The organism is Nostoc sp. ChiQUE01b (genome assembly GCF_034531255.1).
Lineage (GTDB): Bacteria > Cyanobacteriota > Cyanobacteriia > Cyanobacteriales > Nostocaceae > Nostoc.
In genome coordinates this window covers 49,947-73,447 of the sequence record NZ_JAVRBM010000044.1, presented here as the reverse complement: position 1 = coordinate 73,447, position 23,501 = coordinate 49,947, and the positions used below count along the sequence as shown (strand labels likewise).

Here is a 23,501-nt window from a genome sequence, read left to right as displayed (position 1 = left end):
GTTGGGATTTTATTCTTGATGCTTTATTTGCATCAAATTTTTCGTGAAATGGTATAAGATAGAGGGTTTTGTCGCTTGAGTCAATTGTGCAATGCAGTACGAGCAAACAAAAAAGTTATCTAACCGCGAGTTCAAACGTTTAGTGGGAGTACAAAGACGAACGTTTGATGAGATGGTAAGAATCATGCGAGATACTGTTAAGACTAAAAAAACGCGAGGTTGTCCAAATAAACTAGATTTGGAAGACCAGATTTTGATTTGCTTACAATATTGGCGAGAATATCGAACTTACTTCCATATAGCCCAAGATTGGCAAGTATCAGAATCAACTGTTTGCCGTACAGTACAACGCAAAAGAAAGTGTGTTGGTTAGTTCTGGGAGATTCCGTTTAGAAGGAAAAAAGTCCTTGTTGATACCGTCACAGAAACCAAAAACGGTTGTGATGGATGTAACTGAGAGTCCCATTGAACGTCCTAAATCCGGTCAGAAACGTTTCTAGCGATCGCCAAAATTCTACACATAAGTGTGGCAACAGTGGAAAGGACAAGGAAACAGTTTGTCCAAGAAAATTTGAAAAATACTTTAAGTGAGCGTTCGCGTCCTGGAAAACCACGTAAGCTAACTCCAAGGGCAGAGGTATTTCTGATTGCTACTACTTGCAGTCAGCCACCCATAGGACAGCAGCGCTGGACATTACAATTGTTGGCAGACAAGCTAGTTAGCCTAGAAATAGTAGACAGCATAAGTGCGGATACAGTAGGACGCATATTAAAAAAAACGAACTAAAACCGTGGCTAAAGGAACAATGGTGCATCCCAAAAGTCAGTGCAGAATTTGTCTGCTGTATGGAAGATGTACTAGATTTATATGCTCAAGCAGTTGAGCCAAAACGTCCATTAGTGTGCTTCGATGAAAGATTGTGCCAATTAATTGGGGATGTTCATCAACCAATACCAGCAACACCAAAAACAGAAAATAAACCGGGAATAGCGGAAAAAGTTGATTACGAATATGAACGCAATGGTAGTTGTAATTTATTCGCCTTTTTGGCCCCATATTTAGGATGGAGACATTGCTTAAGTTACTCCCAGAAGAACTAAAGTTGATTTTGCTTATTGTATGAAAGAATTGGTTGATATTCATTTTCCAGATGCTGATGTAATTCAACTAGTAATGGATAATTTAAATACTCATACAATCAGTGCTTTATATGAAGCATTTATCCCGTCAGAAGCCAGGCGAATTGCCAAAAAATTAGAGATTCATTACACACCAAAACATGGGACTTGGTGAGCCAGCGCGTTGCGGGGGTTCCCCCGTTGTAGCGACTGGCGAACCCGAAGGGTTAAATATGGTTGAATCCGAGTTATCTGTACTTGTGCGCCAATATCTTCAACGAAGAATTCCGAATATTGAAATTTTACAAAAAGAGATTTCAACTTGGTCAGGCGATCGCAATACAAATAAAGTTTGTGTGGATTGGCGCTTTCGTAAAGAAGACGCTAGAGTCAAGCTTTCAAAGATTTACCCAACCCTGCATAATTAATGCGATAGACCACTAGTTTACCGCCTGTGAAAAATTTTGATTACAATGCAGATGTCTATTAGGCGGCGTGCTGTCTATCCACGTAAATCCAGAAGATACTCAATGAGTAATCAATTCAAAGACTACAATCCCAGCGGTGTAGGTGAAATAAATGGCAACCTCTTAGGTTTGCCCTGCGATTATGAGTCTGCAAACTTGATTGTTTTTGGTGTGCCGTGGGAAGTCACTGTTTCTTATGGTGCTGGCACTGCTAATGGCCCACAGCGAATTCTAGATGCTTCGACTCAATTAGATTTGTTCGATTTTGATCACCCCGATGGTTGGAAGCAAGGAATTTTTATGGAAGAAATTCCCCAAGATATTTTAGAGAAGAACACATACCACCGCGCTTTGGCAGCAAAAATTATCGGGCGATTAGCCCAAGGTAAACAACTTTCAGATACACCAGATTTAACATCTGTCCTCACAGAAATTAATCAGGCTGGTCAACAGGTTAATCAATGGCTGTTTGAAAGTTGTCAGGCAGCAATTAATAATGGTAAGCGAGTTGCAGTCATAGGTGGAGATCACAGTTCGCCTTTAGGTTATTTCCAAGCATTAGCAGCTAAATACCCAAACTATGGCATTTTGCACATTGATGCCCACGCAGATTTACGCGATGCTTATGAAGGATTTGAGTTTTCCCATGCGTCGATTATGTTTAATGCGATGAAAATACCGCAAATTTCTAAGTTAGTGCAGGTAGGTTTGCGTGATGTTAGTCATGATGAAGTGCAAATGATTGACCAATCTAATAGCCGCATTATTGCTTATTACGATCCCGCTATTAAGCAAAAGCTTTACTCTGGAACAACTTGGATTGATTTATGTCGAGAAATTATCAGTCATTTACCTGAGTATGTTTATATTAGCTTTGATGTAGATGGTTTAGATCCAAAACTTTGTCCGAGTACGGGTACTCCTGTTCCGGGTGGGTTGGAATTAGAGCAAACTTTTTGTCTGTTCCGAGAATTGGTCAATAGTGGAAGAAAAATTATTGGCTTTGATATCTGCGAAGTGGGTGATGCGGAGTGGGATGGTAATGTTGGAGCGCGAGTAGTTTACAAGCTGGCAAATTTGATGGATTTATCAAACAGAATTCAGGAGTCAGGAGCGGAGCCGGAGACGTTTCCGTTGCTCCGGTCAGAATTCAGAATTAATTCTGTACGACTGGTGGATGAATAGGAAGTGGCTGGCGGGTGGTTGTCGGCGGAGTTGACCAAACCTTGGTTTATCATACTAATCAAACAGGTTCCGCACTCAGGCTGAATCAAAAGGTTAACGGAACTAGATTGGGGCCTGTGCAAATTCCAGCCAGTGATATCATGTCCGGCTAATTAGTTATAATTTACTTCTAATGTGAATTAAGTCTAGAAACCCTTGTAATTTCGTGGGTAGTCCCAAAACTACGATTTTGGGCGAGTCTAGAAACCCTTATGCGATAAGAGGCTTTTCTAATTTACATCAGGCGTAATTTCCTTTCTCTATGCAGAAAGCCCAAAAACCCCTCCCCTCTGCCCCCCTGCGGTCTTAATGATAAGTCTTTAACCGGACATGATATAACGCTCTTCCATCACTCTAAGCAGAGGAAAATAAGAAATCCTCAGAATATGAGGTGTCTGGAATAGCGCCTCGCATTCGATTCATCAATGCAATTAGTGTTAGAAACCCAATCGATAAATGCGAAACTGGAAAGACTCGCTCGCCAAGGTTTGAGTAAATTGCCCCCAGTGGTGCTGCTGATTATATCACCTACACCCTCACCAGCCAAGAAGGTACGATTCAGTACAACAATATTTCTCAAAATAACCTGCCAAAGAATTTAAAGACAGCAGTCCAAGCCTGGAATCAAATTGTAGCCAGCGCACAATCATAAACTTCATTGATGGAATTGAAGAATAAGAGAGTGGCGGGAACCTAGCTACAGACTCGCCACTCTATTACAAAGTGACGGGTTTCAATTTCCCAGATGCTGGCGATCGCGCCTGAACAACTTGTTAAAGGTAGGCAAACTTCCGCCACAACGAACTAGTCGTTTTACTCAACTCTACTCGATTGATGTGAAAAAATAGCACACTTAATCAAGTAATATAAACTTAGTAAAAAAAACTGAGTAATAGGAACTTCTATAAATTTTGGAAAAACAGGCTTGTATATTAATCAAATATTTGAAAGAATAGCTAAAACAATCATTATTCGTATTGAATTATTAATTATTAATTATTAATTATTAATTATTAATTATGATTACTGAGTTATTAGTTATCACTATGATGATAGCGTCATTTAGCAAAAATTATTACAGCCAGCCAAGAAAGCGAATCTGTTATCAAGTACTTTAATCTCATACAGAAATTGCATGGAACAAGTAATTACTTCAATGGCAGATGCTTTGTTAGTAACCAGTAATTCAGGAAAAATAAAAAAAGTAAATCGTGCTGCTCAACAATTATTTGGTTTTGAGGAAAAAGAATTAATAAATCAACCAATATCACTAATCATTGACGAGGATCAAATTTTAATTAAAGCTATTTATCAACATTTTTATTTAAAATGCAATCCCCAGAATATAGAAGTAGTTTGTCGAACAAAAACTAGAGAAAAACTGTTAATTGCTTTTTCTTGCTCAGTGATTGAAAAAAAAACAGAAGGACTAGAAGATATTGTCTACATTGGTCGGGATATTACTGCTTGGCAACGCCGGGAACAGCGTACAAGTGCCCAGTATTCTATTACTCGCATATTATCAGAATCACAGAGCATAAAGCAGGGAATTCCACAAATTTTGCAGTCGATTTGTCAAAACTTGGGATGGGATTTAGGCGAACTTTGGACACCAAGTCAATATATTGGCAGTTCGGTACAAGGAGATAGTCTCAATGCAGTACTAAGGTGTGTAGAAATTTGGTCAAGTCGATTAGTTTCTGTCCGAGAGTTTAAAGCAATCACCTGGCAAACTACTTATACAGCTAGTGTTGGCTTACCTGGTCGAATTTGGATCAGACGTTTGCCTTTGTGGATTAAAGATATCACAGTAGATGGAGATCAAAGGCGATCGCTACCTGCTGCGGAGGCTGGATTGCACGCAGCTTTTGGCTTCCCCATTTTAGACGATAGTGAAATCTTAGGAGTGATGCTTTTCTTGAGCCGGGAGTTACTATCAAAAGATAAAGACCTATTGCAATTGATGGGTTCTATTGGTAGCCAAATTGCCCAATTTATCAAACGCAAACAAGCAGAAGATGCTCTTGTAGAAAGTGAAGAGCGATATCGAGATTTATTTGAAAATGCTAATGACTTAATTCAATGTGTCAATCCAGCTGGTCGTTTTTTATATGTCAATCGTGCATGGCGAGAAACTTTGGGATATAGCGAAGCTGAAATTGCGAATATGAGTATTTTCGATATTATACATCCAGAGTTTAAACAAAGCTGTTTGCAAAGATTTTATCGCGTGCTATCAGGAGAAAAGCTTGGACAAGTAACAGCTATATTCGTTACTAAAGACGGTCAAACAATCTTTCTAGAAGGTAATATTAATTGTAAATTTGTTGAAGGTCATCCAGTTGCGATTCGCGGCATTTTTCGCAATGTAACCCAGCGAGTAGCAGCAGAAGAAGCACTTCGCTATCAGCAGAAAGAAACCGAACGTTTATTGCTGAATATTTTGCCCGTCGCAACTTCTAGAGAAGTGAAAGAACAACCAGCTAGTATTGCTGAAGACTTTGCTGATGTCACAGTTTTATTTGCAGATATCGTCGGCTTGACCGAAATTGCTACTTCTATGAGTGCAATTCAACTGCTGAACCTACTCAACCCAATTTTCTCAGTTTTTGATCGCCTCACCGAACGATACGGTTTAGAGAGAATCAGAACCATTAACGATGCTTATGTGGTGGTTGGTGGCTTATCTACACGCCGCCAAGATCGTGCTGAAGCGATCGCTCTGATGGCACTAGATATGCAAACTGCGATCGCTCTATTTAATACTCAGAATAACCAAAACTTCAGCATCCGTATCGGCATCCATCGCGGTTCTGTAGCGGCGGGAGTAATTGATCTCAACAAGTTTACTTACGATTGGGGAGATACAGTAAACATCGCTAGCTGCATGGAATCTCAAGGTATTGCTAGTCAAATCCAGGTTACAGAAGATATTTATAAGTGCTTGTGTAATGAATTTTTATTTGAAAAACGAGGCGAAATTGAAGTTAAAGGTAAAGGGAAGATGACAACTTATTTGTTGATTGGACAAAAGGGATGAGGGGTATTGGGTATGGGGCATTGGGCATTGGGTATGGGGCATGGGGCATTCGGCATGGGGCATGGGGCATTCGGCATTGGAAGCCTTGAGCTTCAGAGGTGGATGAACAGAGTTCTGAGGTGGATTCATCTAGTTCAGAGGTGGATGAACGGAGTTCAAAGGTGGATTCATCCAGTTCAGAGGTGGATGAACGGAGTTCCGAGGTGGATTCATCCAGTTCAAAGGTGGATAAACGGAGTTTAGAGCTGGATTCATCCAGTTCTAACTCTCCTCTGCCTCCCTGCTCCCCTGCTCCCTGCCCCCTAGTGAGTATTCGGAATCAATCGCCCACAGGGATAAGTCGGTGTTTATTGTGAAGCACTTTCGGCAACTGCTGCTGGAACTTGATCTGATGATTGGGTTTTGGCTGCTAGATAGTCTTTTTGCAGTTTATCCAAAATGGCTTCTCGCCTGTCATACACACGCTTCAGGGGACGAGGCTGGCATTTGTTAAGAACATACGCTGTTACCAGTGGTAGAGCGATCGTGCTATCGGTATAACAAACGATTGTGTTAGGTAACTCCTCCGGGTCAATCTTACCCCAACTGACAGCTTCCGATGGGGTTGCTCCAGATAAACCGCCTGTATCTGGACGTGCATCGGTAAACTGCACAAAGTAATCGTGTCCTCGTTCTTCTAATCCTAAGACTTCGTGAAGTTGCGGTTGAGTCTGTAGCAAAAAGTTTTTAGGACTACCGCCACCGAGAATTACAGCTGCACTTTTACCTCCTGATTCACGGGCATTATATGCGATCGCTGCTGTCTCATTCACATCAATTGATGGATCGATCACCAACTGCGAACCTTCCAATGCTAAAGCCGCCACGTTCATCCCAATTGAGCTATCTCCTGGAGAAGACGTATAAATCGGTACGCCATATTCATAAGCTGTAGCTAGCAAGCAGGAATGCTGCACACCCAATTGCTTTTCTACTTCTCGGATATATTTACCAAGTAAATGGTGAAATTCAGCCGTTCCCATCCGCTTTTGAAACGCTTCTCCTTGGAGAATCTTGCGGATGAACGCATCAGTTTCTAGCAGCACATCATAACCAAAAATAATGTCATAAATGCGGATCGTGCCTTCTTGACGTAGTTTCACATCATCCAAAAACGGATTACCAGCAAAGAGTTCAAAACCCAAACCATAGTGCATATCGTGGTAAAGATTTGCACCAGTGCTAATCATCCAGTCAATAAAGCCGTTGCGAATTAAGGGTGCAAGTGCTGAAACCCCAAATCCTGCTGGCGTCATCGCACCGGAAAGGCTAACTCCCACCGTGACACCTTCCGTTAGTACATCGCGACTCAGTAGCTGGCAGATTTCCCGCAACCGCGCTGAGTTGTAAGCGGTGAAGTATCGATCGATCAAATCCACTACGTTGATATCATTTGATATCGGTGTAGGTGCAATTTTTTGACCCAGCTGTTTAGACATTTTGGCACTCCCGAACAGTAAACACGCCGAATCTAATGTTATCTAGCTTTCAGCCAAAGTGATAGCAATACTTTTTTTACCACTAACTTGAAAAAGCAAGTGAGGAGTAGGAGAAGAAACCTTTTTCATCCCTTTTGGGATTTTCCGATAATTAGCTGTCTTGAAACCTTATAAGCATTTCACAGGCACATTAGTCACATTGCTGAGAAATTGCACCATAGCTTCACTAGCATTGGGTTGTATACAATCCAGAGTGGGCGATCGCTTATAATCGCTCCTGACCATTCATCGTTAGCAAGTAGCAGTGTTACTTGCTCTGGCTCTAAATTTGGAAGCTGATCGGGCGTAAAAAGTGTTGCCCCTAACTTGGCTGCTAGAGTGTCTGCGGCTAACGGCTCAAACGATCGCACTCGAAGTAAGCTTCGTTGTTCAGTAGCGATCGCTTCACAGCGTTGTCTAAATTCAGGCGATAGACTTTGAATTAATGACATATCTTTAAGGATCTTGCTTCAATTCGCCATCACTTTGAGACAGATCGCGATACGTTGCTTTGACTAAAGATGCCAAAGCATTAGCGATCGCCTTCTTTTACTAGTCAACTCCTACGATCAAGCTCGTTTGCTAAAGCCGCATTTGGTGCTATTTACTGCAAGTTCCAACATCTGAGCAAATACATGAGTTAGTGATTATTTGGGCGCAGGAGTGGACAAAGCGATTTGATGGCAAGGGGAAAGCAGATCAGGTGAATAGTGTTTGCGATCGCTATCATTGGTGGTGGCTTTAGCGGTTCTCTGGTTGCAGCGAATCTTTTAAGCAACGTAACCATGTTGTTAATCGCGACTTATCCCTGTTTTGTCACTTTCCGAAAACATTTGTCATTTCTGAATTCTAGAGCTTTTGTATAGCAAGCGTAGGCTAGCATTTACCGCAGGCATCGCACGATTATTCTCTAATAACAAATGCAAGACCCATTTTTTTCTAATAGTATAGCTTGTATTGATTGCCTCATGAGGCTTAAGCGCGATCGCCCTCCCGGAGAGTGACAGAGAGGGTTATAGAAGGTGATAGAACATTATGGATTGGACTAGGCTTCTTTATCCAGATTTTGTCCTTATCCCCGATGCACTCGGCATCCTTGAAGACGTGGAAATTGGTTTGTAACATTTTTGGGTGGAATATGAGTCAATTTTGCTAAACTTTCAGTTACTCTGAAACTCATAACTCACCACTCAGGACTAATGCAAGATAGGCAAGAACAAATTTCGCAAGTGGTAGTGACTGCTGGGCAGATGCACGATGTTGAAAAGCGGATCTTTGCAGCGGGAATGCCTGTAGTTGCTTTGATGGAAAAGGTGGCGGGATTAATTGCTCGTCGCATTCCAAAGATTCTTTCAAACACCCCTTTGTTAAGGGGATCTCGTGTGGGAATTCTTGTCGGCCCCGGTCATAATGGTGGCGATGCTTTAGTCGTAGCCCGTGAATTATACTTTCGCGGGTATGAGGTTTGGATTTATTCTCCTTTTTCTCAGCTTAAAGAATTAACTTTGCAGCACTTGCAATATGCCGAGAGTTTGGGCATTCCAATTTATCAAACAATTGAGCAACTGCCAGATTCTGATTTGTTGATTGATGGCTTGTTTGGGCTTGGTTTAGAAAGAAACCTGACCGATCCCATCACCTCTGCAATTAATCAGCTAAATGAATTATCTTTACCGATTTATAGTATCGATTTACCTTCAGGTTTACACACCGACACAGGCGAAGTATTAGGAACTGCGATTCGCGCCACTCACACATTTTGCTTAGGTTTATGGAAACTCGCTTTCTTCCAAGATCGAGCGTTGGAATATCTTGGTAAAGCTGAGTTAATCGATTTTGATATTCCTTTAGCTGATGTAGAAGCCGTTCTCAAAGATGCACCGAAAATTAAACGTATTACACGAGCAAAGGCACTTGCTACTTTACCTTTACCCCGTCCAGCAGTTACTCACAAATATAAAGAAGGACATTTACTGCTGATTTGCGGTTCGCGGCGCTATGCAGGTGGGGCAATTTTAACTGGTTTGGGTGCTAGAGCTAGTGGTGTCGGGATGCTTTCGATTGCCGTACCCGAATCCCTGAAATCTCTTTTGGTGTCACACTTGCCAGAAGCGCTAATTGTCGGTTGTCCAGAGACGGAAAGTGGAGCCATCGCCCATCTACAACTACCAGAAAACACCGATCTGAGTTCCTTTAATGCGATCGCTTGTGGCCCCGGTTTAACACGAGATGCTACGCCCATTGTGCAAGAAGCGATCAAAAGCGATCGCCCTTTGCTTCTCGATGCCGATGGTTTAAATATTTTGGCACAAATGGGAGCGATCGCCACATTAAAAAAACGCCAAGCAGTAACCGTACTCACACCCCACACTGGCGAATTTGAGCGATTGTTTCCTGATGTCGCCGATGCCAAACATGACAGGGTGAAAGCAGTACAAGAAGCTGCCGCGCAAAGTGAGGCAGTAGTATTGTTGAAAGGGGCGAGAACTGCGATCGCCAACCCTCAAGGTGCTGTTTGGATTGTTCCTGAAAGCACACCCGCCTTAGCGCGTGGTGGTAGTGGTGACGTGTTAACTGGGCTACTGGGTGGATTGTTGGCACAAGCGACAACTCAGATTCCCCTAGAAGATATTGTGGCAACTGCTGCATGGTGGCATTCGCAAGCAGGTATTTTAGCAGCCCAAGAGCGTAGCGAATTAGGTGTAGATGCGTTTACATTGACACAATATTTGATCGAAGCTCTAACTTAGTCAATTCCCTCGTTCCCAGTCTCCGACTGGGAATGCCACGTAACAGTCTTATGCTCAACATAGTTTTTATCAATATCAAAAGTTCTACTACCAAGTAGCAAGTAGTGTTATACTATAGTGTTAGTTGACAGCAATTAAGATTGCGTCAATCTAAAATTGATGGTTATAGGTTAGGCAAAACGCAAAGTTAAAGGTTTATTCCTTTATCTTTACGGTTTACACTGCCAAACTAACTTGGCTAACTATATAGGTATCCAGGAATAATGTTTAAGCGTCGCACGATATTACTCGGTCTAACTGCACTTGGCCTAACGTTAGCATTTAGCACACAAGTCTACCGGCAATCCACTGGCGAAACAGAAGCTTGGGAGACAGTTTACAATGAGGCGGTTGCCGAGGCAACAACGACAGTTACAGCTTCGATTTTTACCTTATTATTTAGCCTGTTAAAATTTTTCAACTTGGCGGGTTTTTGGGGTGGTTAGACATCTGGCTAAAAAAAGTTCTGAATAGACTTATTTTGAGAATCAGAAGTAGGAATTATTATTTTTTGGTAATTTCTGCGCCTGTGTGAGCCTACCTATATTTCTAACTAGTTAACGCAGATTTTCCATAGCCAAATATTCCAAACACCGTGAGGAGTTTTCTATGTCCAGAACTCGCGCAATTTTTAGCGCCTTAACTGCAATTATCGTAGCGCTTGTCATAGTTACACAGCTGCATAAACAACCTGCTGTTGCTTCTGGCGGAGTATGTAACCCCACTAGGGCTAACCTACCTATATGTCCAAGCACAGCACCGTCAGAGTCAGCTAGTTTTCTTGATCCAACTGCTAAAATCATCAATCCGACAAATATTAGCTTGGGTGAAAAAGTCTATGTCGCACCGTTTGCCGAGTTAAACGCTACTATTGCCCCCATTAGCATTGCAGAAGATTCTAATGTCCAAGATCAAGTAAAGATTACGGCTTCGGGAACCGGAGTGGAGATTGGACCACGAGTAATTATGGCGCACATGACCACCATCAAAGGTGCAGCCAAAATAGGTACTCAAGGCTCAACAGGGCCTTTTAGCGACCCGATTACCAATACTCACTTCAACAACGATATTCCAGAGACATTTCTCAGCTTCAACTGTGAAATAAATGGTGCAACTATAGAAAGCAACACGGTAGTCAACTTTCTCTCGCGGGTTGGCCCTGGTGTGACCTTACCTGCTGGCAAAGTTGTCTTGCCAGGTAAAAACGTCACAACCAACTTCCAAGCTAGTAGCGGCAGCCTCGGTAAAGTCGCAAACCTGACAGAAGCCGACGTGAGATTAATGGAAGCCATCATTGAAGTCAATGAGGCATTTGCCAAAGGTTACACAGAACTAGCCAGAGCTGATTTGTCAAACGTACAAGGGATAAATTACGCTCCAGTCACATCTTTTAACCCCGGAGGGCTACCGCAGATAGGTGGGAGTGTCACCCGTAAGCCAAACTTTCGTAACCGCATCATTGGCAATGTCATTTTGCAAGATTCTCTAGCAACGCTCAACAAAAAAATAGGTAATAGAATTTCGCTGCGTGCTGATGAGGGCCAACCCTTTAATATCGGGGAAATTGCTGGTATGGCAAACGATGTTGTCTTTCACGCTTTAGAAACAACTAGCCTGACTCTTGGTAACAAGATTGGTTATGGGCCTCGTGTTCTAGTTCATGGTGGTAGACAGGTTGTCAATGGTGTTGCTAATGGCCCTGAAACCAGGATAGATAATTTTGTAGGGCTAGGGCCGAACTCTGTTGTATTCCGCTCCATCATCGGCAGCAGATCAGCCGTTGGGCAAAAAAGCGCCGTCTTCAACTCTACAGTAGCTCCCAGAACGGCTATCGGTTCTAAGACAATCTATGCCGATAACGGAAACATGATCTCATCTGTGGAGTGGTAAGTAGAAAACTTTTGCATAATTATGTATCAAAAAATCTTGTCGGTAGTGCAAGTACAATGCCTAAGATTAATTCTGCTGCTCAGTTTAATGTTTGGATTAATACTAAATGTTAGTGACAGTTCATCTATAGCTGCACAGAAGGTTGGACAATCTACATCTATAGACCTTGTAACTGCTGACATCACATCCAATCAGCCCCATGTGGTACAACCTCCAGTCATGAAGCTTGTTTCTACACTCTCGGATGAGGTAAAGGACTTACCAAATCAGTTAATTAGCTGGTCAACCTACTGGCAACTTTGCTGGCAACCATATCCAGGAGCTAAAGAATACGAACTACAAGCTGTGATTATGGAAGGCAAGTCACCCAAGCTGCAACGTCAAAGCGATCGCTGCTTTCGCATTCAAGCTGCATCTAATCAAAACCAAAAATCACAAGGACTTCTCAATCGTGAATTAATCTTGTTAATGCATAAAATTCAGCTTGGCTATCGAGTGCGAGCGGTTTTAGATGACAACCATGTGAGTCAATGGTCTGAAGTCATGGCGGTTGGTGCAACTACTGTTTCTAAATCGAATGGCACGCTTGTAAAAGTGAAATCCTGACCAGAACACTCATATAAGGATATGCTTGCTTTTTTCTCATATTTCTGATGGCATTCCCAGTCTCCGACTGGGAATTAGAAAGTTTAGCTATTAACTAAATACCAACGCTGTAGCGCCAATCGTTGAATTTCGCGCCAGGGAATATTATGTTTTCTGGCTAAGTCTGCACAATCTTCATATTCTGGCTGCACATTTGCAATAACTTTTTCTGGCGATTGTCCCTTCCATGCTATCTTGACACGCACCTTGCCATATTCCGTTTCCACTTGTTGAATTTCCCGTTGTAAAATGGCGCGTTGCTGAGTTGTTCGCCGAATACCCAAAGTTGTAGTTTCGCGGAAGATGACGGCTTCACAACTGAGTAAATTTTCTGGATGACAAATCACAGTCAGCAAAATTCCGGGACGGGACTTTTTCATACCGATCGCTTGGGTAAAAACATCCAGCGCCCCAGCCATAAACAACGCCTCAAACACATAGCCAATCACTTGTGGACTTAAATCATCAATTTGGGTTTCTAATACCGAGATGGTTTCCAAATTTGAGCTAGTAGCTTCAGAATCACTGAAATTTGCCTGTAAACTTGCACTTTCACCCAACCAGAGGCGTAAAATATTGGGAATGGGTAAATTTATGGTTCCTGCGCCCAGTCCTATCTGCTTGATAGCGATCGCAGGTGGTGAACCAAAATCTCTTGCCAAAGTAGTGGCGATCGCGGCTCCTGTTGGTGTTACTAATTCTCTGTCAATGCCATTGCTATAAACTGGACAACCCCGCATTTGCCACAACTTTAATACCGCTGGGACTGGTACTGCCATCTGACCATGTGCAGCCCGAACAGTGCCGCCACCAGTCGGAAACGCCGAGCAGTAAAGTAGGGGCAATCCTGACTCATTGCTCTCAATCCCCAACCAATCCAACCCCAGGCAAGTACCCACAATATCTACGATCGCATCTATAGCACCCACCTCATGAAAATGAACTTTTTCAGGTGAAATGCCATGCACTGCCCCTTCTGCCACCGCTAGCTGCCGGAATACCGCCAAACTCCAAGCTTCTGCCCGTGATGGCAACTGAGCTTTGAGAATCATCTGCTCTATTTCTGGCAAGTGGCGTGTGTGATGGTGACTGTGTTCGCGATCGTGGTGATGGTGGTGATGGCGATCGTGTACTAAATCCACATGGATTTTAGTCGCTTGCTGACCATTCCGTTGAACAAGTTCTGCACTTAACTGATATTCCTGTTCAATACCCAACCCATTAAGTTTTTCAATTAAATACTCCACAGGAACACCCAAACTTACCAAAGCACCCAGGCACATATCACCAGAAATTCCTGTCGGACATTGAAGATAAGCGATTTTATTCATAAAAAATTAGTCATTAGTCATTTGTCATTTGTCATTTGTCATTGGTCATTTGTCATTTGTCAATGAATCATTTTTTATTCTCCCCAATCCCCAGTCCCCTATCCTCAATCCTCAATCCCCAATCCCCAGTCCCCAATCCCCAGTCCCTAATCCCCAATCCCCGTCCTATGGCAAAAATTTTCCCAGTTCATCCGGATAATCCTCAAATTCGCCGAATAGAGGAAATAAAGTCGGCGCTCTCTAGTGGCGCAGTCATGCTTTACCCTACTGATACAGTTTATGCGATCGGTTGTGATTTGAATGCCAAGTCGGCGGTAGAACGAGTGCGGCAAATTAAACAGCTAGCAAACGATAAACCATTGACATTTTTATGTCCCTCGCTTTCAAATGTGGCAACTTATGCCTTCGTAAGTGACACAGCCTATCGGATTATGAAACGCTTGATTCCAGGCCCATACACGTTTTTGCTCCCAGCTACGAAGTTAGTACCGCGATTGGTGCAAAGCCCCAAGCGGAAAACTACTGGAATTAGAGTACCAAACCATACTGTATGTTTGGAGTTGCTGGCAGCATTGGGCAATCCGATTATTTCAACTTCAGCACATCTGCCACCAGATGAAGCAGATAATGGCATAGTTCGGATAGATCCAGAAACGATTCAGTCGCGGGTAGAGCTATTTGATCGTTTGGACAAGTTGGTAGACATAATTGTAGACACTGGCAAGGAACCTACTTATGAAGTATCTACCATCTTGGATATGACTGGAGACGAAGCAGCAATAATACGGAGGGGTTTAGGTTGGGAAACAGCAGCAGCATGGGTATAAGAATTCCACTTCACAGGCGCACCTCTTTGTTTCGGAAATTGTGATAAAAACAACTCCAGTTTTAAAATTGTCATATTTAAAAACGATGTCTATGACGGGCTGTTCGGTGAAGCAGTGGATATAAGAGGATGGTGGCAAAACTTGGCACAGTAAGGTATTTGATAACTTTGAGAAAATGGCAGGTACTTGTGTGCCAGCGTTAAAATCGTGGCTTGTGAAGAAAACCGACACATTGCCATAACTGTAACTCTTTCGTATTTCCTATAGTTTTGATATATGAGCTTTAGATGTGAGCATTATATACGGCAAGTCTTGATGGATGAATGCCTAAAGATTCTTCAGTCAAGGACGGTCTTGATTGCTGTGTCTGCGTTGTAATTACGGTGCAATACTACTGGAAAAGTCATGAAAGCTAACGTCGTCAATCTACCAAACTCTACACCAATTTTTGAGAACCACGTTTCGACTGAAGAATTTTCAGATAGCAGCAGCGATCGCTTGATTCAATTGCTGTCTGAGGAAATGCAAGCGCAAGTGAAAGCAACACCCAAGTGCGTAGAAGCTTTAGCAAAGCGCATAGCCGTAGAAGTAGAACGCATTTGCGACAAAAGCTCCCGCATTCAAACATCTGGGGAAATCAAGTCTTGGCAGATGACGTTGGGAAGGCATCGGATGCAAAAATGCTTACGTTACTATCAACTAGGTTCCAAACAAGGGCGGGTGGAATTACATAGCAATTTGGGTGCTATGGTTTACCGTCATGTCACTATGTCTGGTTCGGAGTTGGGCTTTGATGCTCGTTACAGCCTGATTGAAGATTTTTTACAAGCATTTTATATCGAAGCTATCAAAGCTTTCCGCCGAGAAAACGAACTACCTGACGATCACACGCCGCGTACTCAACTGCAATTAGCTGAATACATGGCCTTTACAGAACAGTATGCCAAACGCCGGATTAATTTACCTGGTGGTGCAAATCAGCAATTGATTATCTTGCGGGCCCAAGGTTTTGCTCGTCGTCAGCCCCAAGAAACTACCGTGGATATTGAAATGGCGGTAGAGTCTGCTAAGGGTGAAGAAGCAGAATCTTACCAGCGTAACTCGGCGGTGCAACAGCTGCGATCGCAAATGATTGCTCAAACTAATTTCGATCCATCTGAAGAATCAGAACGCGATCGCGTCATCACTGAATTGATGAAATACCTGGAGTCTCAAGGTCAATCTGATTGTATGAACTACCTCAGCTTGAAACTTCAAGACCTCTCAGCCCCAGAAATTGACCAAATTCTCGGTTTAACCAGCCGTCAGCGCGATTATCTCCAACAACGCTTTAAATACCACGTAGAAAAGTTTGCCAAACAACACCACTGGCAATTAGTACATCAATGGTTAGGCGCGGGTTTAGAGCAAAAGTTGGGTTTATCTTCCCAGCAGTGGGAAATCTTTGTGAATCAACTCACAGAACAGCAACAGCAAATATTAGAGTTAAAAACTGCACGGGAAAACGACATTGCGATCGCCAAAGCCATCAAATGCACCCCCAAACAGTTACAAAAGCGCTGGACTCAACTTTTAGAACTAGCATGGGCTATCCGCAACGGTCATACTGAAGCCCAGACAGGTTGAAGCTAAAGTGAAATAACTAAAAAACATTATCACTGGCACGAGTAGCGCGAATTAGCTTACACACCAAGTACAACATTTCATTAATTCGTAGCGAATTCTCTGCGTGCCTCTGCGCTTCCCTCCGCGCCCCTTTGCGTTTAAATTTCCCCCCTCAATTCCCCACGCTCCTACGCAAATAACTATTATCTAAATTACTAACTGTTCCCGATCCAAATTATTAATACATTTGTATTTATTTAGTACAAAAATACCAATATTTTCAAAATTTTCCCCATTAATCCAACCTTGTTTAGTCAAAATAAAAAATTCATATTAAGCAACTGCCCCTTTTTTACCGCTTCTGTGAAATCCTATAATAAGCAGGACTTTTGGCAGAGGGATTGAGGATGGCTCTGACTCAAGGCGGACGGGCAAATAGGTCTGGGAATATTTTAGAAGCAAATGTAGAAGCAATCTTGCATGGACATAATTATTTCCAAGTAGGGAACTATGTCCAAAAAGAATTTATACTAAATGCGACTTTATTGCCAAAACGTTATGGGAAAGAAGTTTATATTGGAACTGGAATTTATCATACCTATCTGAAGGTTGATTTTTATGTTGTTGGCTCATCTATAATGCCATCTGGTTTAATTTTCGAGTGCAAATGGCAAGAAAGCCCCGGTTCGGTTGATGAAAAGTTTCCTTACTTGAACATGAACATCCAGAACTATTACCCTGCACCAACTATCGTGGTTTTAGGCGGTGAAGGTATGCGAGAAGGCGCAAGCAAATGGTTGAAAGCAAGAGTTAATGATAACCATAATTTATTAGCAGTTTATAGCTTAGATAGATTCATTGCTTGGGCAAATAACCATCTTTAAAAGATGTAATTAATAGTTCGTCAATCATACCTCTATTTTTTATATTCGAGTTAATTGAACGCGCTGCTTTAATTTTATAGGCTTCAAAATTGATATCAGTATAAATTTTTTTAATAAATTCACTATCAGAATTGCATACCATAACTTTGACACCACGACTTGCTAACTCTGCACAAGTATCTCTTAAAAGTTCTTGGCTTTTTTGACTAAAACAATTTTGACTATAACCAGTGAAATAGCTAGTATCACTGATAGGATGGTAGGGCGGATCAAAAAATACAAAGTCATCACTGCTAGTCGCATGATTTAGGACTTCTGTAAAATCTGCTTGTTTAATTTCTGCATGGAAAAGCGCTTCGGAGGCTGCTTTTAGTAAAACCTCAGCACAAATATTGGGATTGTCATATCTGCCTAATGGCACATTGAATTTTCCTTGTGAATTGACTCGATAAAGACCATTAAAACAAGTCTTATTAAGATAAATTAGACGAGCAGCTTTTTCTATATCAGTACCACTATAGTTGTTTCTGACACTATAGTAATAATCTTTATCATGTCGGATTTTATGCTCTTTTAATAGAGAAATTAATTCTTCAAGCCGATCTCTAACACAACAATAAGTGTTAATTAATTCGGCATTAATATCAGTTAAAATAGCTGCACTTGGTTGGAGATAGAAAAAAACAGCAGCACCACCTAAAAATGGCTCATAGTAATTTTTATAACTCTTGGGAAAATAAGGAATATATTGCTGTATCAACCGACTTTTACCCCCTGCCCACTTCAAAAATGGACGCGGGCTAGTTTCCTTCGAGACTTGAATTACCATTTATTTACAATTTAACTGAAAATAATTATGACTAAATAAAGCCAATATAACCGACGAACCAAATTTTAGATTAACTGGCTAATTTTCCAGCCGCATATATTACAATTGAGTAGATAAAGCATATCAAAACAAACGTAAGTATATAACAAGGCAGTTTACATTCAGATGTTTGACGGATTTTGGGATAACGTCTTTCGCTACCCCCGGTACTTAATTAGTATCGTCTTAGGCTTGTTTCTGAACACCTTTGCGCCATTAGTGCCATTGTTGAAACGCCCTATCACCTTGATCGCTATCTTGGGTTTATTTGTGAGCAGCCTAGTCTTCCTTACTTTCACCCTACGGGCAATGTTGGGCTTAAGTACAGTCTAGACTAGCGTTATATCAGGGCTATGCCCCACAGACGGCTGTTCTTGGCGTTGCTTTCGCTAAGTACTGTCTACACTGCATCTATTTTTGTCGTACAACCTCTGTGATGAGGCAAAATTTTTATGGCTACAAATCGTCGGGTTTCCCGCGTTGCTGAACTGATCAAACGGGAAGTTAGCCAAATGCTGCTTAACGGAATTAAGGATGACCGTGTGGGTACTGGAATGGTCAGTGTGACTGATGTTGATGTTTCCGGCGATCTCCAACACGCCAAAATCTACGTCAGCATCTATGGTACAGATGAAGCAAAAGTAGAAACAATGGCAGGCTTAAAGTCGGCCACAGGTTACGTCCGCAGCGAACTTGGGGCGCGGGTACGGCTACGTCGTACACCAGAGGTAATATTTCTGGAAGATCGCTCCATAGAACGCGGTAATAAGGTCTTGGCACTACTAAACCAACTTAACCACGATCGCCCGCCAGAAAATCTGGTAGCAGTAGAAGACAGTACTGTTCAAAATGATGAAGAATTCTCCGAATAAGTAACTAAAACAACAATGTAACTTCAGAACAATTAATCTCAGCAAATCCGCCAAACAGTTTACAGACGTGACTAGATCGCGTCTGTTTTAATGTAAACATAACCTAATTCAGCAAGACACTTCTTTTCTTGTGGGCGAAACAAGGTTTAAACATTAGACTTCTTGCATAAATTAAAAAAAGAACCCTACCCCGCCTTTGACTGACGTCAAATTCTCCCCTCTCCGCCTGCGGGGAGGGGTTGGGGGTGGGGTGTTAGGGGACTTTTGCAAGAGACTCCATGAGCGGTGGCGCTCACAAGGAACAATGAAAATACCTCTTTCCCAGTTCCCAGTCCCCATTACCCCTTATCCCCAGAGGGGGCCCCACCATCACCAGTCCCTATTTTTAAGGCAGGTCTATTCTTCCTTGCTAAAACTCCATTCCTTTATGGTTGAAATATTCACCAATTCTGAATTGTGACTCCTGTTTATGTGTGTCCTGATTCCCAATTAGTATTACTCCACCCTTTTACAGATATTTTTCAAAAGAAAACTGATAATGTTAGTGCTGAAATTAACTAATAAATTACGGTCTTACTTAAAAAAAGGTTAACAAATGCTATGGTTAAAACCTTCGTAGTATATTTTAGCCGTTGTGTTTTGCAACAGTTTATACCCTAGTAACTGACAAATATTATTGTGTTGTTTACCCTTAGATGAATACCAGCAGTTATAGACCCAGCTTTTAAGGTGATTATTTGATATGTAAGCCATCACGATATAAACTCTTCCCACCCACCAAATCTTGCCTAAAGACAGTAATGGCAGGACTTTTAGACTTGTGGCATCAAAGTCATACAGTTACATAAGCAGGTTAGGTTAACTACTTGGAATTTTTTTTGTAAAGCGGATTTTCGGTAAATGTCAGGATTATTTGACTTTCTTAACATTTCTTGAGATAATTTCAGGAGATGTAGCGTCAAAATAAAAATAGTTCCGTATAGCAAACTACCAAATTGTAGCCACAAGTCTAATTTCTGTAATGTTTGTTCCTAATTTTTAACGGGAACACTATCGTAAGTGTTAATTTGTGAGTAAAAAACATGAGTGTGAATACGGTGCCTTCTATCAATTACTACTCTCTAGATGTGATTCAAGACGAAGCACGCCGACTGGTGCAAAAGGGAATGGTTAGCCGACAACAGCCAATATATACCCTCTGCCAATACATTCCAGCGAGAGAGTGGGTTTGCGTTGAATGTGAATTAGAGAAATGTGACTTTTTGTTACGCGATCGCATTGGCGACCTAATTGGTCGTGAACAGTGGGACAACGACTAATCAATGTTTGAGATTGGAAGTTTGTTTTTGATGTGTGGATGTCACCATCAAAGATTCAACGCTCAATCTGGGGCATAATCTCTGGTTTTTGATGAGCATTGCCTTATACAGAATCTTGCGTTTTTGATTAATACAGAAGTATTTGAGTCTGAATTTATACAACTTTTCAAGTTAAAGAAGGCATCAAAACCATTTGTTCTGTACATCTGGTGTCAGGGCTTGAGTTTAGTATGTAAATTCTGCGAAGTTCCTACATCGATTCGACAGAAGTGTAGGAACTTCACTTTTGACTCGCAATTTATTACATGGCTTCCCTCAAGTAAGTGATAAACTGCTTGATGTTCAAAGCCAAAATCCATCTAGAAAAGTTTGCTAAGTCGGGCTAACCGACACCAGTTGCGACAACAAAGGGAACCTACGCCAGCAACTGGTTCAACCTCCACAAAATTCAAAATTTGTATAGTATTTTTTCAGAAAAAATCTCGGTAAGCATAAAAAAATCATCTTGATATTTTTGAAGGAAGGTTCAAGCCCCATTCCTTATAGGTGGCTCCCTCTCCTGCCTCCTGCCTCCTTCACTTGACTATTATCCTACTTGCTCTAAATATTGATTAATGTCTTCAATGATGCGAGTAAGTTCAGCTTCAGTAGTCAAGCGAATGTTGACATTGCGAACAGTCAACAAAACTTTGGCTGCGAAGGGCGTTGGCCAGATATTCGGATTACAAAAAACTTCTAAAAATATTTCACCCGTATAATGATATTCCAGGGGAGGCTGGGGAGTGACTCTACCACCGCCAGGAGTGGGTTTAGCGGCGATCGCTTTTAGGCGTTCCATCAGTTGATCCGTCGCTGTCTTTAATTCTCGTGCTGCTTGGGGTGAAAAACTGAAGGAGACTGAACCTTCAATTAAGTTCAATGTTAGAGGAATTGAAGACATATTTTTTTTATTAAAACTTCTTGATAAGTACTTATATTACCGGAAGAAGGGGTCTGAATCCCACTCTGATAGTTCCCGCGATAATTCGGTGAATTAATTTTGGATTTTGGATTTTAGATTGACGAGGATTGACTTACCTAGCTAAGTTAATTAAAATACTACTGAAATTAATGCTAAATATACGCGGTCATTTATAAAGCCATTACTAATACCTATCCAACTTGTAGCTGTTGTTAGTTAAAAATAATCTCAACAAATTGATCCAAAACATAGAGACTATAGAGAGACTTAACTCTTACTGTGTAAGACTTTGATACACTTTATTTGTGTTTATTTGGATTTTGAAGTCTACATTAGAAGTCATAGAACTTGATGTGATAAATTATCTATGACTTACGATAACCGCGCCGAAGTACGAAAGGTTTTAATTATTACCCTATTGCTCAACCTGTTTGTAATGGGATTGAAAGCACTTGTGGGCTACTGGACAGGTTCTTTGAGTTTGCTAGCTGATGCTTTGCATAGTGTGACAGATAGTGCCAACAACGTTTTAGGATTAATTGCGAGTAAATTTTCTTCTCCACAACCCGATCGCGAGCATCCCTATGGACACAGCAAGTTTGAAGCAGTAGGCGCTCTCGGAATTGCCTCATTTTTAGGAATAGCCTGTTTTGAAATTCTGCAAGGAGCAATCGAGCGAATTCTCAAAGGTGGTGGTGAATCGATAAAAATATCGCCACCTGAGTTGTGGTTATTACTAATTGTGCTAGGTGTGAATATTTTTGTGGCCTTTTATGAACGTGCTGTGGGTAAGCGGGTAGGTAGCTCAATTCTGATTGCTGATGCGACACATACCATGAGCGATATTTGGGTGACAATCTCTGTAATTGGTGGCTTGATAGGTGTTTGGCTAGGTTATCAATGGATGGATCTGGTGTTAGCTTTTCCTGTCGCGTTGTTAGTATTTTGGAGTGGCTGGTCAGTTTTAAAAGAGAATTTGCCTTGGCTTGTGGATCAAATGGCGATCGCACCAGAAGCAATTCATGCGATCGCTACTTCTGTTCCAGGTGTAATTAACTGTCATGCGATCGCTTCTCGCGGCGTTCTTGGTCGTCAAGTATTCATTGAAATGCATTTAATAGTGGATGCATCAGACGTAGAAATCGCCCACCACATCACCGAAGAAGTAGAAAGCCGATTAGAAGAACGATTTCGTCCAGTAAGAATTTTAATTCACGTCGAGCCACCAGCATATAAGTCTGAGCAAATTAGCTTTGAAACTGGAACAAAGTAGTCTCAGCAATTCTAAATCACGCCCGATACTATGCTGGTTCCCCTTAAAAAGGCTTGCTTGAATTTCTTCATTAAAAAGGCGAGTTAGGGGAGATCAAGCCTAAACCTAAGTATATTGTGTTATTGGCAACATTTTTTTCCAAGCCAATACCCTACCAAAAGTAATGTTCTATAACCTTAATTTCTTCGTTTAAAAAATATGATCGGGAAAATATAGCAAGGGACTGGGGAAGGTGGGGCCCCTGAAGGGGATAAGGGGTAATGGGGACTGGGTGAAAAGTCTTTTGGTGTCTAAGTTTTATCATCTCTTGATGTCCTAACCACCAAGGCTTGTGCTATTACAAATAACGACCGACAAATAACTGCATCTTTGTATTAATTCTTATAAGAAGCAACCAATTCTGCAACAATCGCAACTAGTTCTCCTGGATCAACTGGTTTAGGCACATGGGTCTGAAAACCCGCTTCCAGAGCACGGCTACGATACTCGCTATCGCCATAAGCAGTTAAGGCGATCGCGGGAAGTTTTCCATAAATATCAGGCTTTAGTGCCCGGATCTTGCGGATGAGAGTGTAGCCATCTTCACCAGGCATAGCAATATCACAAATCAAGATATCTGGTTGCAACTCAGGTAATACTTTCAATGCTACCGCTGCCGATGCAACTGCCATTATGGTGGCTCCATCAGCTTCCAACACAGTAGTAATGTAAAAGCGGCTATCATCATCATCATCAACTACGAGGATGTTTAAGCCAGCAAGGGGAAGGGCAGGTTCCATAACATCTCCATTAATGTTGATCGAATGAAATGTATTTCTAATGAGCTGCTTGTTTTTTTCTCTATCACCATACCATTGGTAATTTTACTGC

23 protein-coding genes and 1 pseudogene are annotated in these 23,501 nt (G+C 41.7%); 18 read left to right on the top strand and 6 right to left on the bottom strand.

The genetic code is table 11. The features are described 5' to 3' along the window. Window positions 1-91: 91 nt before the first annotated feature. The 7 genes and pseudogenes from RMY63_RS25315 (at window position 92) to RMY63_RS25285 (ending at window position 5,850) form a co-directional block, all read left to right on the top strand. The gene (locus RMY63_RS25315; protein WP_322731352.1) at window positions 92-373 is read left to right on the top strand and encodes a transposase family protein; all 282 of its coding nucleotides are present in this window, start codon (window positions 92-94) and stop codon (window positions 371-373) included. A 105-nt stretch (window positions 374-478) separates the two neighbouring features. Beyond that, window positions 479-787 (top strand): helix-turn-helix domain-containing protein, encoded by a 309-nt coding sequence (locus tag RMY63_RS25310; protein WP_322731355.1) that lies wholly within the window; start codon window positions 479-481, stop codon window positions 785-787. 59 nt (window positions 788-846) lie between these two features. Further along, window positions 847-1,101, top strand: a complete 255-nt coding sequence (locus RMY63_RS25305; RefSeq protein ID WP_322731351.1) for a hypothetical protein — start codon at window positions 847-849, stop codon at window positions 1,099-1,101. Window positions 1,102-1,120: 19 nt separating this feature from the next. Next, complete coding sequence (locus tag RMY63_RS25300; RefSeq protein ID WP_322731350.1) at window positions 1,121-1,294, top strand: transposase; 174 nt, start codon at window positions 1,121-1,123, stop codon at window positions 1,292-1,294. A gap of 58 nt (window positions 1,295-1,352) precedes the next feature. Further along, the gene (locus RMY63_RS25295) at window positions 1,353-1,547 is read left to right on the top strand and encodes a hypothetical protein (protein ID WP_322731349.1); all 195 of its coding nucleotides are present in this window, start codon (window positions 1,353-1,355) and stop codon (window positions 1,545-1,547) included. Window positions 1,548-1,649: 102 nt separating this feature from the next. Next, window positions 1,650-2,684, top strand: a pseudogene (locus tag RMY63_RS25290) (agmatinase family protein); the annotation flags it as partial. Between the two features lie 1,261 nt (window positions 2,685-3,945). Beyond that, window positions 3,946-5,850, top strand: a complete 1,905-nt coding sequence (locus RMY63_RS25285) for an adenylate/guanylate cyclase domain-containing protein (protein ID WP_322731348.1) — start codon at window positions 3,946-3,948, stop codon at window positions 5,848-5,850. Between the two features lie 347 nt (window positions 5,851-6,197). On the opposite strand, the gene RMY63_RS25280 is transcribed toward RMY63_RS25285, so the two are convergent. Both RMY63_RS25280 and RMY63_RS25275 read right to left on the bottom strand, forming a co-directional pair. After that, window positions 6,198-7,328, bottom strand: a complete 1,131-nt coding sequence (locus RMY63_RS25280) for a homospermidine biosynthesis protein (protein ID WP_322731347.1) — start codon at window positions 7,326-7,328, stop codon at window positions 6,198-6,200. Between the two features lie 194 nt (window positions 7,329-7,522). Next, window positions 7,523-7,819, bottom strand: a complete 297-nt coding sequence (locus RMY63_RS25275; protein ID WP_322731346.1) for a hypothetical protein — start codon at window positions 7,817-7,819, stop codon at window positions 7,523-7,525. A 747-nt stretch (window positions 7,820-8,566) separates the two neighbouring features. On the opposite strand from RMY63_RS25275, the gene RMY63_RS25270 reads away from it, so the two are divergent. The 4 genes from RMY63_RS25270 to RMY63_RS25255 all read left to right on the top strand — a co-directional run bounded on the left by RMY63_RS25270 (window position 8,567) and on the right by RMY63_RS25255 (window position 12,652). Next, on the top strand, window positions 8,567-10,117 hold the full coding sequence (locus RMY63_RS25270) for an NAD(P)H-hydrate dehydratase (protein ID WP_322731345.1): 1,551 nt from the start codon (window positions 8,567-8,569) through the stop codon (window positions 10,115-10,117). A gap of 263 nt (window positions 10,118-10,380) precedes the next feature. After that, window positions 10,381-10,602, top strand: coding sequence for a hypothetical protein (locus RMY63_RS25265; RefSeq protein ID WP_322731344.1), 222 nt, complete (start codon window positions 10,381-10,383; stop codon window positions 10,600-10,602). A gap of 163 nt (window positions 10,603-10,765) precedes the next feature. Beyond that, window positions 10,766-12,046, top strand: coding sequence for an acetyltransferase (locus tag RMY63_RS25260; RefSeq protein ID WP_322731343.1), 1,281 nt, complete (start codon window positions 10,766-10,768; stop codon window positions 12,044-12,046). A gap of 21 nt (window positions 12,047-12,067) precedes the next feature. Then, window positions 12,068-12,652, top strand: coding sequence for a hypothetical protein (locus RMY63_RS25255; protein WP_322731342.1), 585 nt, complete (start codon window positions 12,068-12,070; stop codon window positions 12,650-12,652). An 83-nt stretch (window positions 12,653-12,735) separates the two neighbouring features. Here RMY63_RS25255 and larC read toward each other — a convergent pair whose 3' ends face one another. Beyond that, the gene (gene larC, locus RMY63_RS25250; protein WP_322731341.1) at window positions 12,736-14,022 is read right to left on the bottom strand and encodes a nickel pincer cofactor biosynthesis protein LarC; all 1,287 of its coding nucleotides are present in this window, start codon (window positions 14,020-14,022) and stop codon (window positions 12,736-12,738) included. A gap of 167 nt (window positions 14,023-14,189) precedes the next feature. Here larC and RMY63_RS25245 point away from each other — a divergent pair, with 167 nt between their 5' ends. The 3 genes from RMY63_RS25245 (at window position 14,190) to RMY63_RS25235 (ending at window position 17,338) form a co-directional block, all read left to right on the top strand. Further along, the gene (locus RMY63_RS25245) at window positions 14,190-14,849 is read left to right on the top strand and encodes an L-threonylcarbamoyladenylate synthase (RefSeq protein WP_322731340.1); all 660 of its coding nucleotides are present in this window, start codon (window positions 14,190-14,192) and stop codon (window positions 14,847-14,849) included. Window positions 14,850-15,254: 405 nt separating this feature from the next. Then, window positions 15,255-16,475, top strand: a complete 1,221-nt coding sequence (locus RMY63_RS25240; protein ID WP_322731339.1) for a HetZ-related protein — start codon at window positions 15,255-15,257, stop codon at window positions 16,473-16,475. 386 nt (window positions 16,476-16,861) lie between these two features. Next, on the top strand, window positions 16,862-17,338 hold the full coding sequence (locus RMY63_RS25235; protein WP_322731338.1) for a PD-(D/E)XK nuclease superfamily protein: 477 nt from the start codon (window positions 16,862-16,864) through the stop codon (window positions 17,336-17,338). Here RMY63_RS25235 and RMY63_RS25230 read toward each other — a convergent pair. Next, complete coding sequence (locus RMY63_RS25230) at window positions 17,310-18,167, bottom strand: DNA adenine methylase (RefSeq protein WP_322731337.1); 858 nt, start codon at window positions 18,165-18,167, stop codon at window positions 17,310-17,312. The two genes, RMY63_RS25235 and RMY63_RS25230, sit on opposite strands and share 29 nt — an antisense overlap. Before the next feature lie 165 nt (window positions 18,168-18,332). On the opposite strand from RMY63_RS25230, the gene RMY63_RS25225 reads away from it, so the two are divergent. The 3 genes from RMY63_RS25225 (at window position 18,333) to RMY63_RS25215 (ending at window position 20,397) form a co-directional block, all read left to right on the top strand. After that, on the top strand, window positions 18,333-18,539 hold the full coding sequence (locus tag RMY63_RS25225; protein ID WP_322731336.1) for a DUF751 family protein: 207 nt from the start codon (window positions 18,333-18,335) through the stop codon (window positions 18,537-18,539). A 119-nt stretch (window positions 18,540-18,658) separates the two neighbouring features. Then, a complete protein-coding gene (gene rbfA / locus RMY63_RS25220) occupies window positions 18,659-19,078 on the top strand; it encodes a 30S ribosome-binding factor RbfA (protein ID WP_099099512.1) in 420 nt (139 codons plus the stop codon). A gap of 1,082 nt (window positions 19,079-20,160) precedes the next feature. Continuing rightward, a complete protein-coding gene (locus tag RMY63_RS25215) occupies window positions 20,161-20,397 on the top strand; it encodes a DUF4327 family protein (protein ID WP_062297131.1) in 237 nt (78 codons plus the stop codon). A gap of 586 nt (window positions 20,398-20,983) precedes the next feature. Here the strand turns inward: RMY63_RS25215 and RMY63_RS25210 are convergent. Beyond that, entirely contained in the window at window positions 20,984-21,337 is a 354-nt protein-coding gene (locus RMY63_RS25210) for a hypothetical protein (RefSeq protein WP_322731335.1), read from the bottom strand. Between the two features lie 388 nt (window positions 21,338-21,725). Between RMY63_RS25210 and RMY63_RS25205 the strand changes: the two genes are divergently transcribed. Then, a complete protein-coding gene (locus tag RMY63_RS25205; RefSeq protein WP_322731334.1) occupies window positions 21,726-22,631 on the top strand; it encodes a cation diffusion facilitator family transporter in 906 nt (301 codons plus the stop codon). Window positions 22,632-23,005: 374 nt separating this feature from the next. Here RMY63_RS25205 and RMY63_RS25200 read toward each other — a convergent pair whose 3' ends face one another. Next, window positions 23,006-23,410, bottom strand: a complete 405-nt coding sequence (locus RMY63_RS25200) for a response regulator (protein WP_322731333.1) — start codon at window positions 23,408-23,410, stop codon at window positions 23,006-23,008. Window positions 23,411-23,501 lie beyond the last annotated feature (91 nt).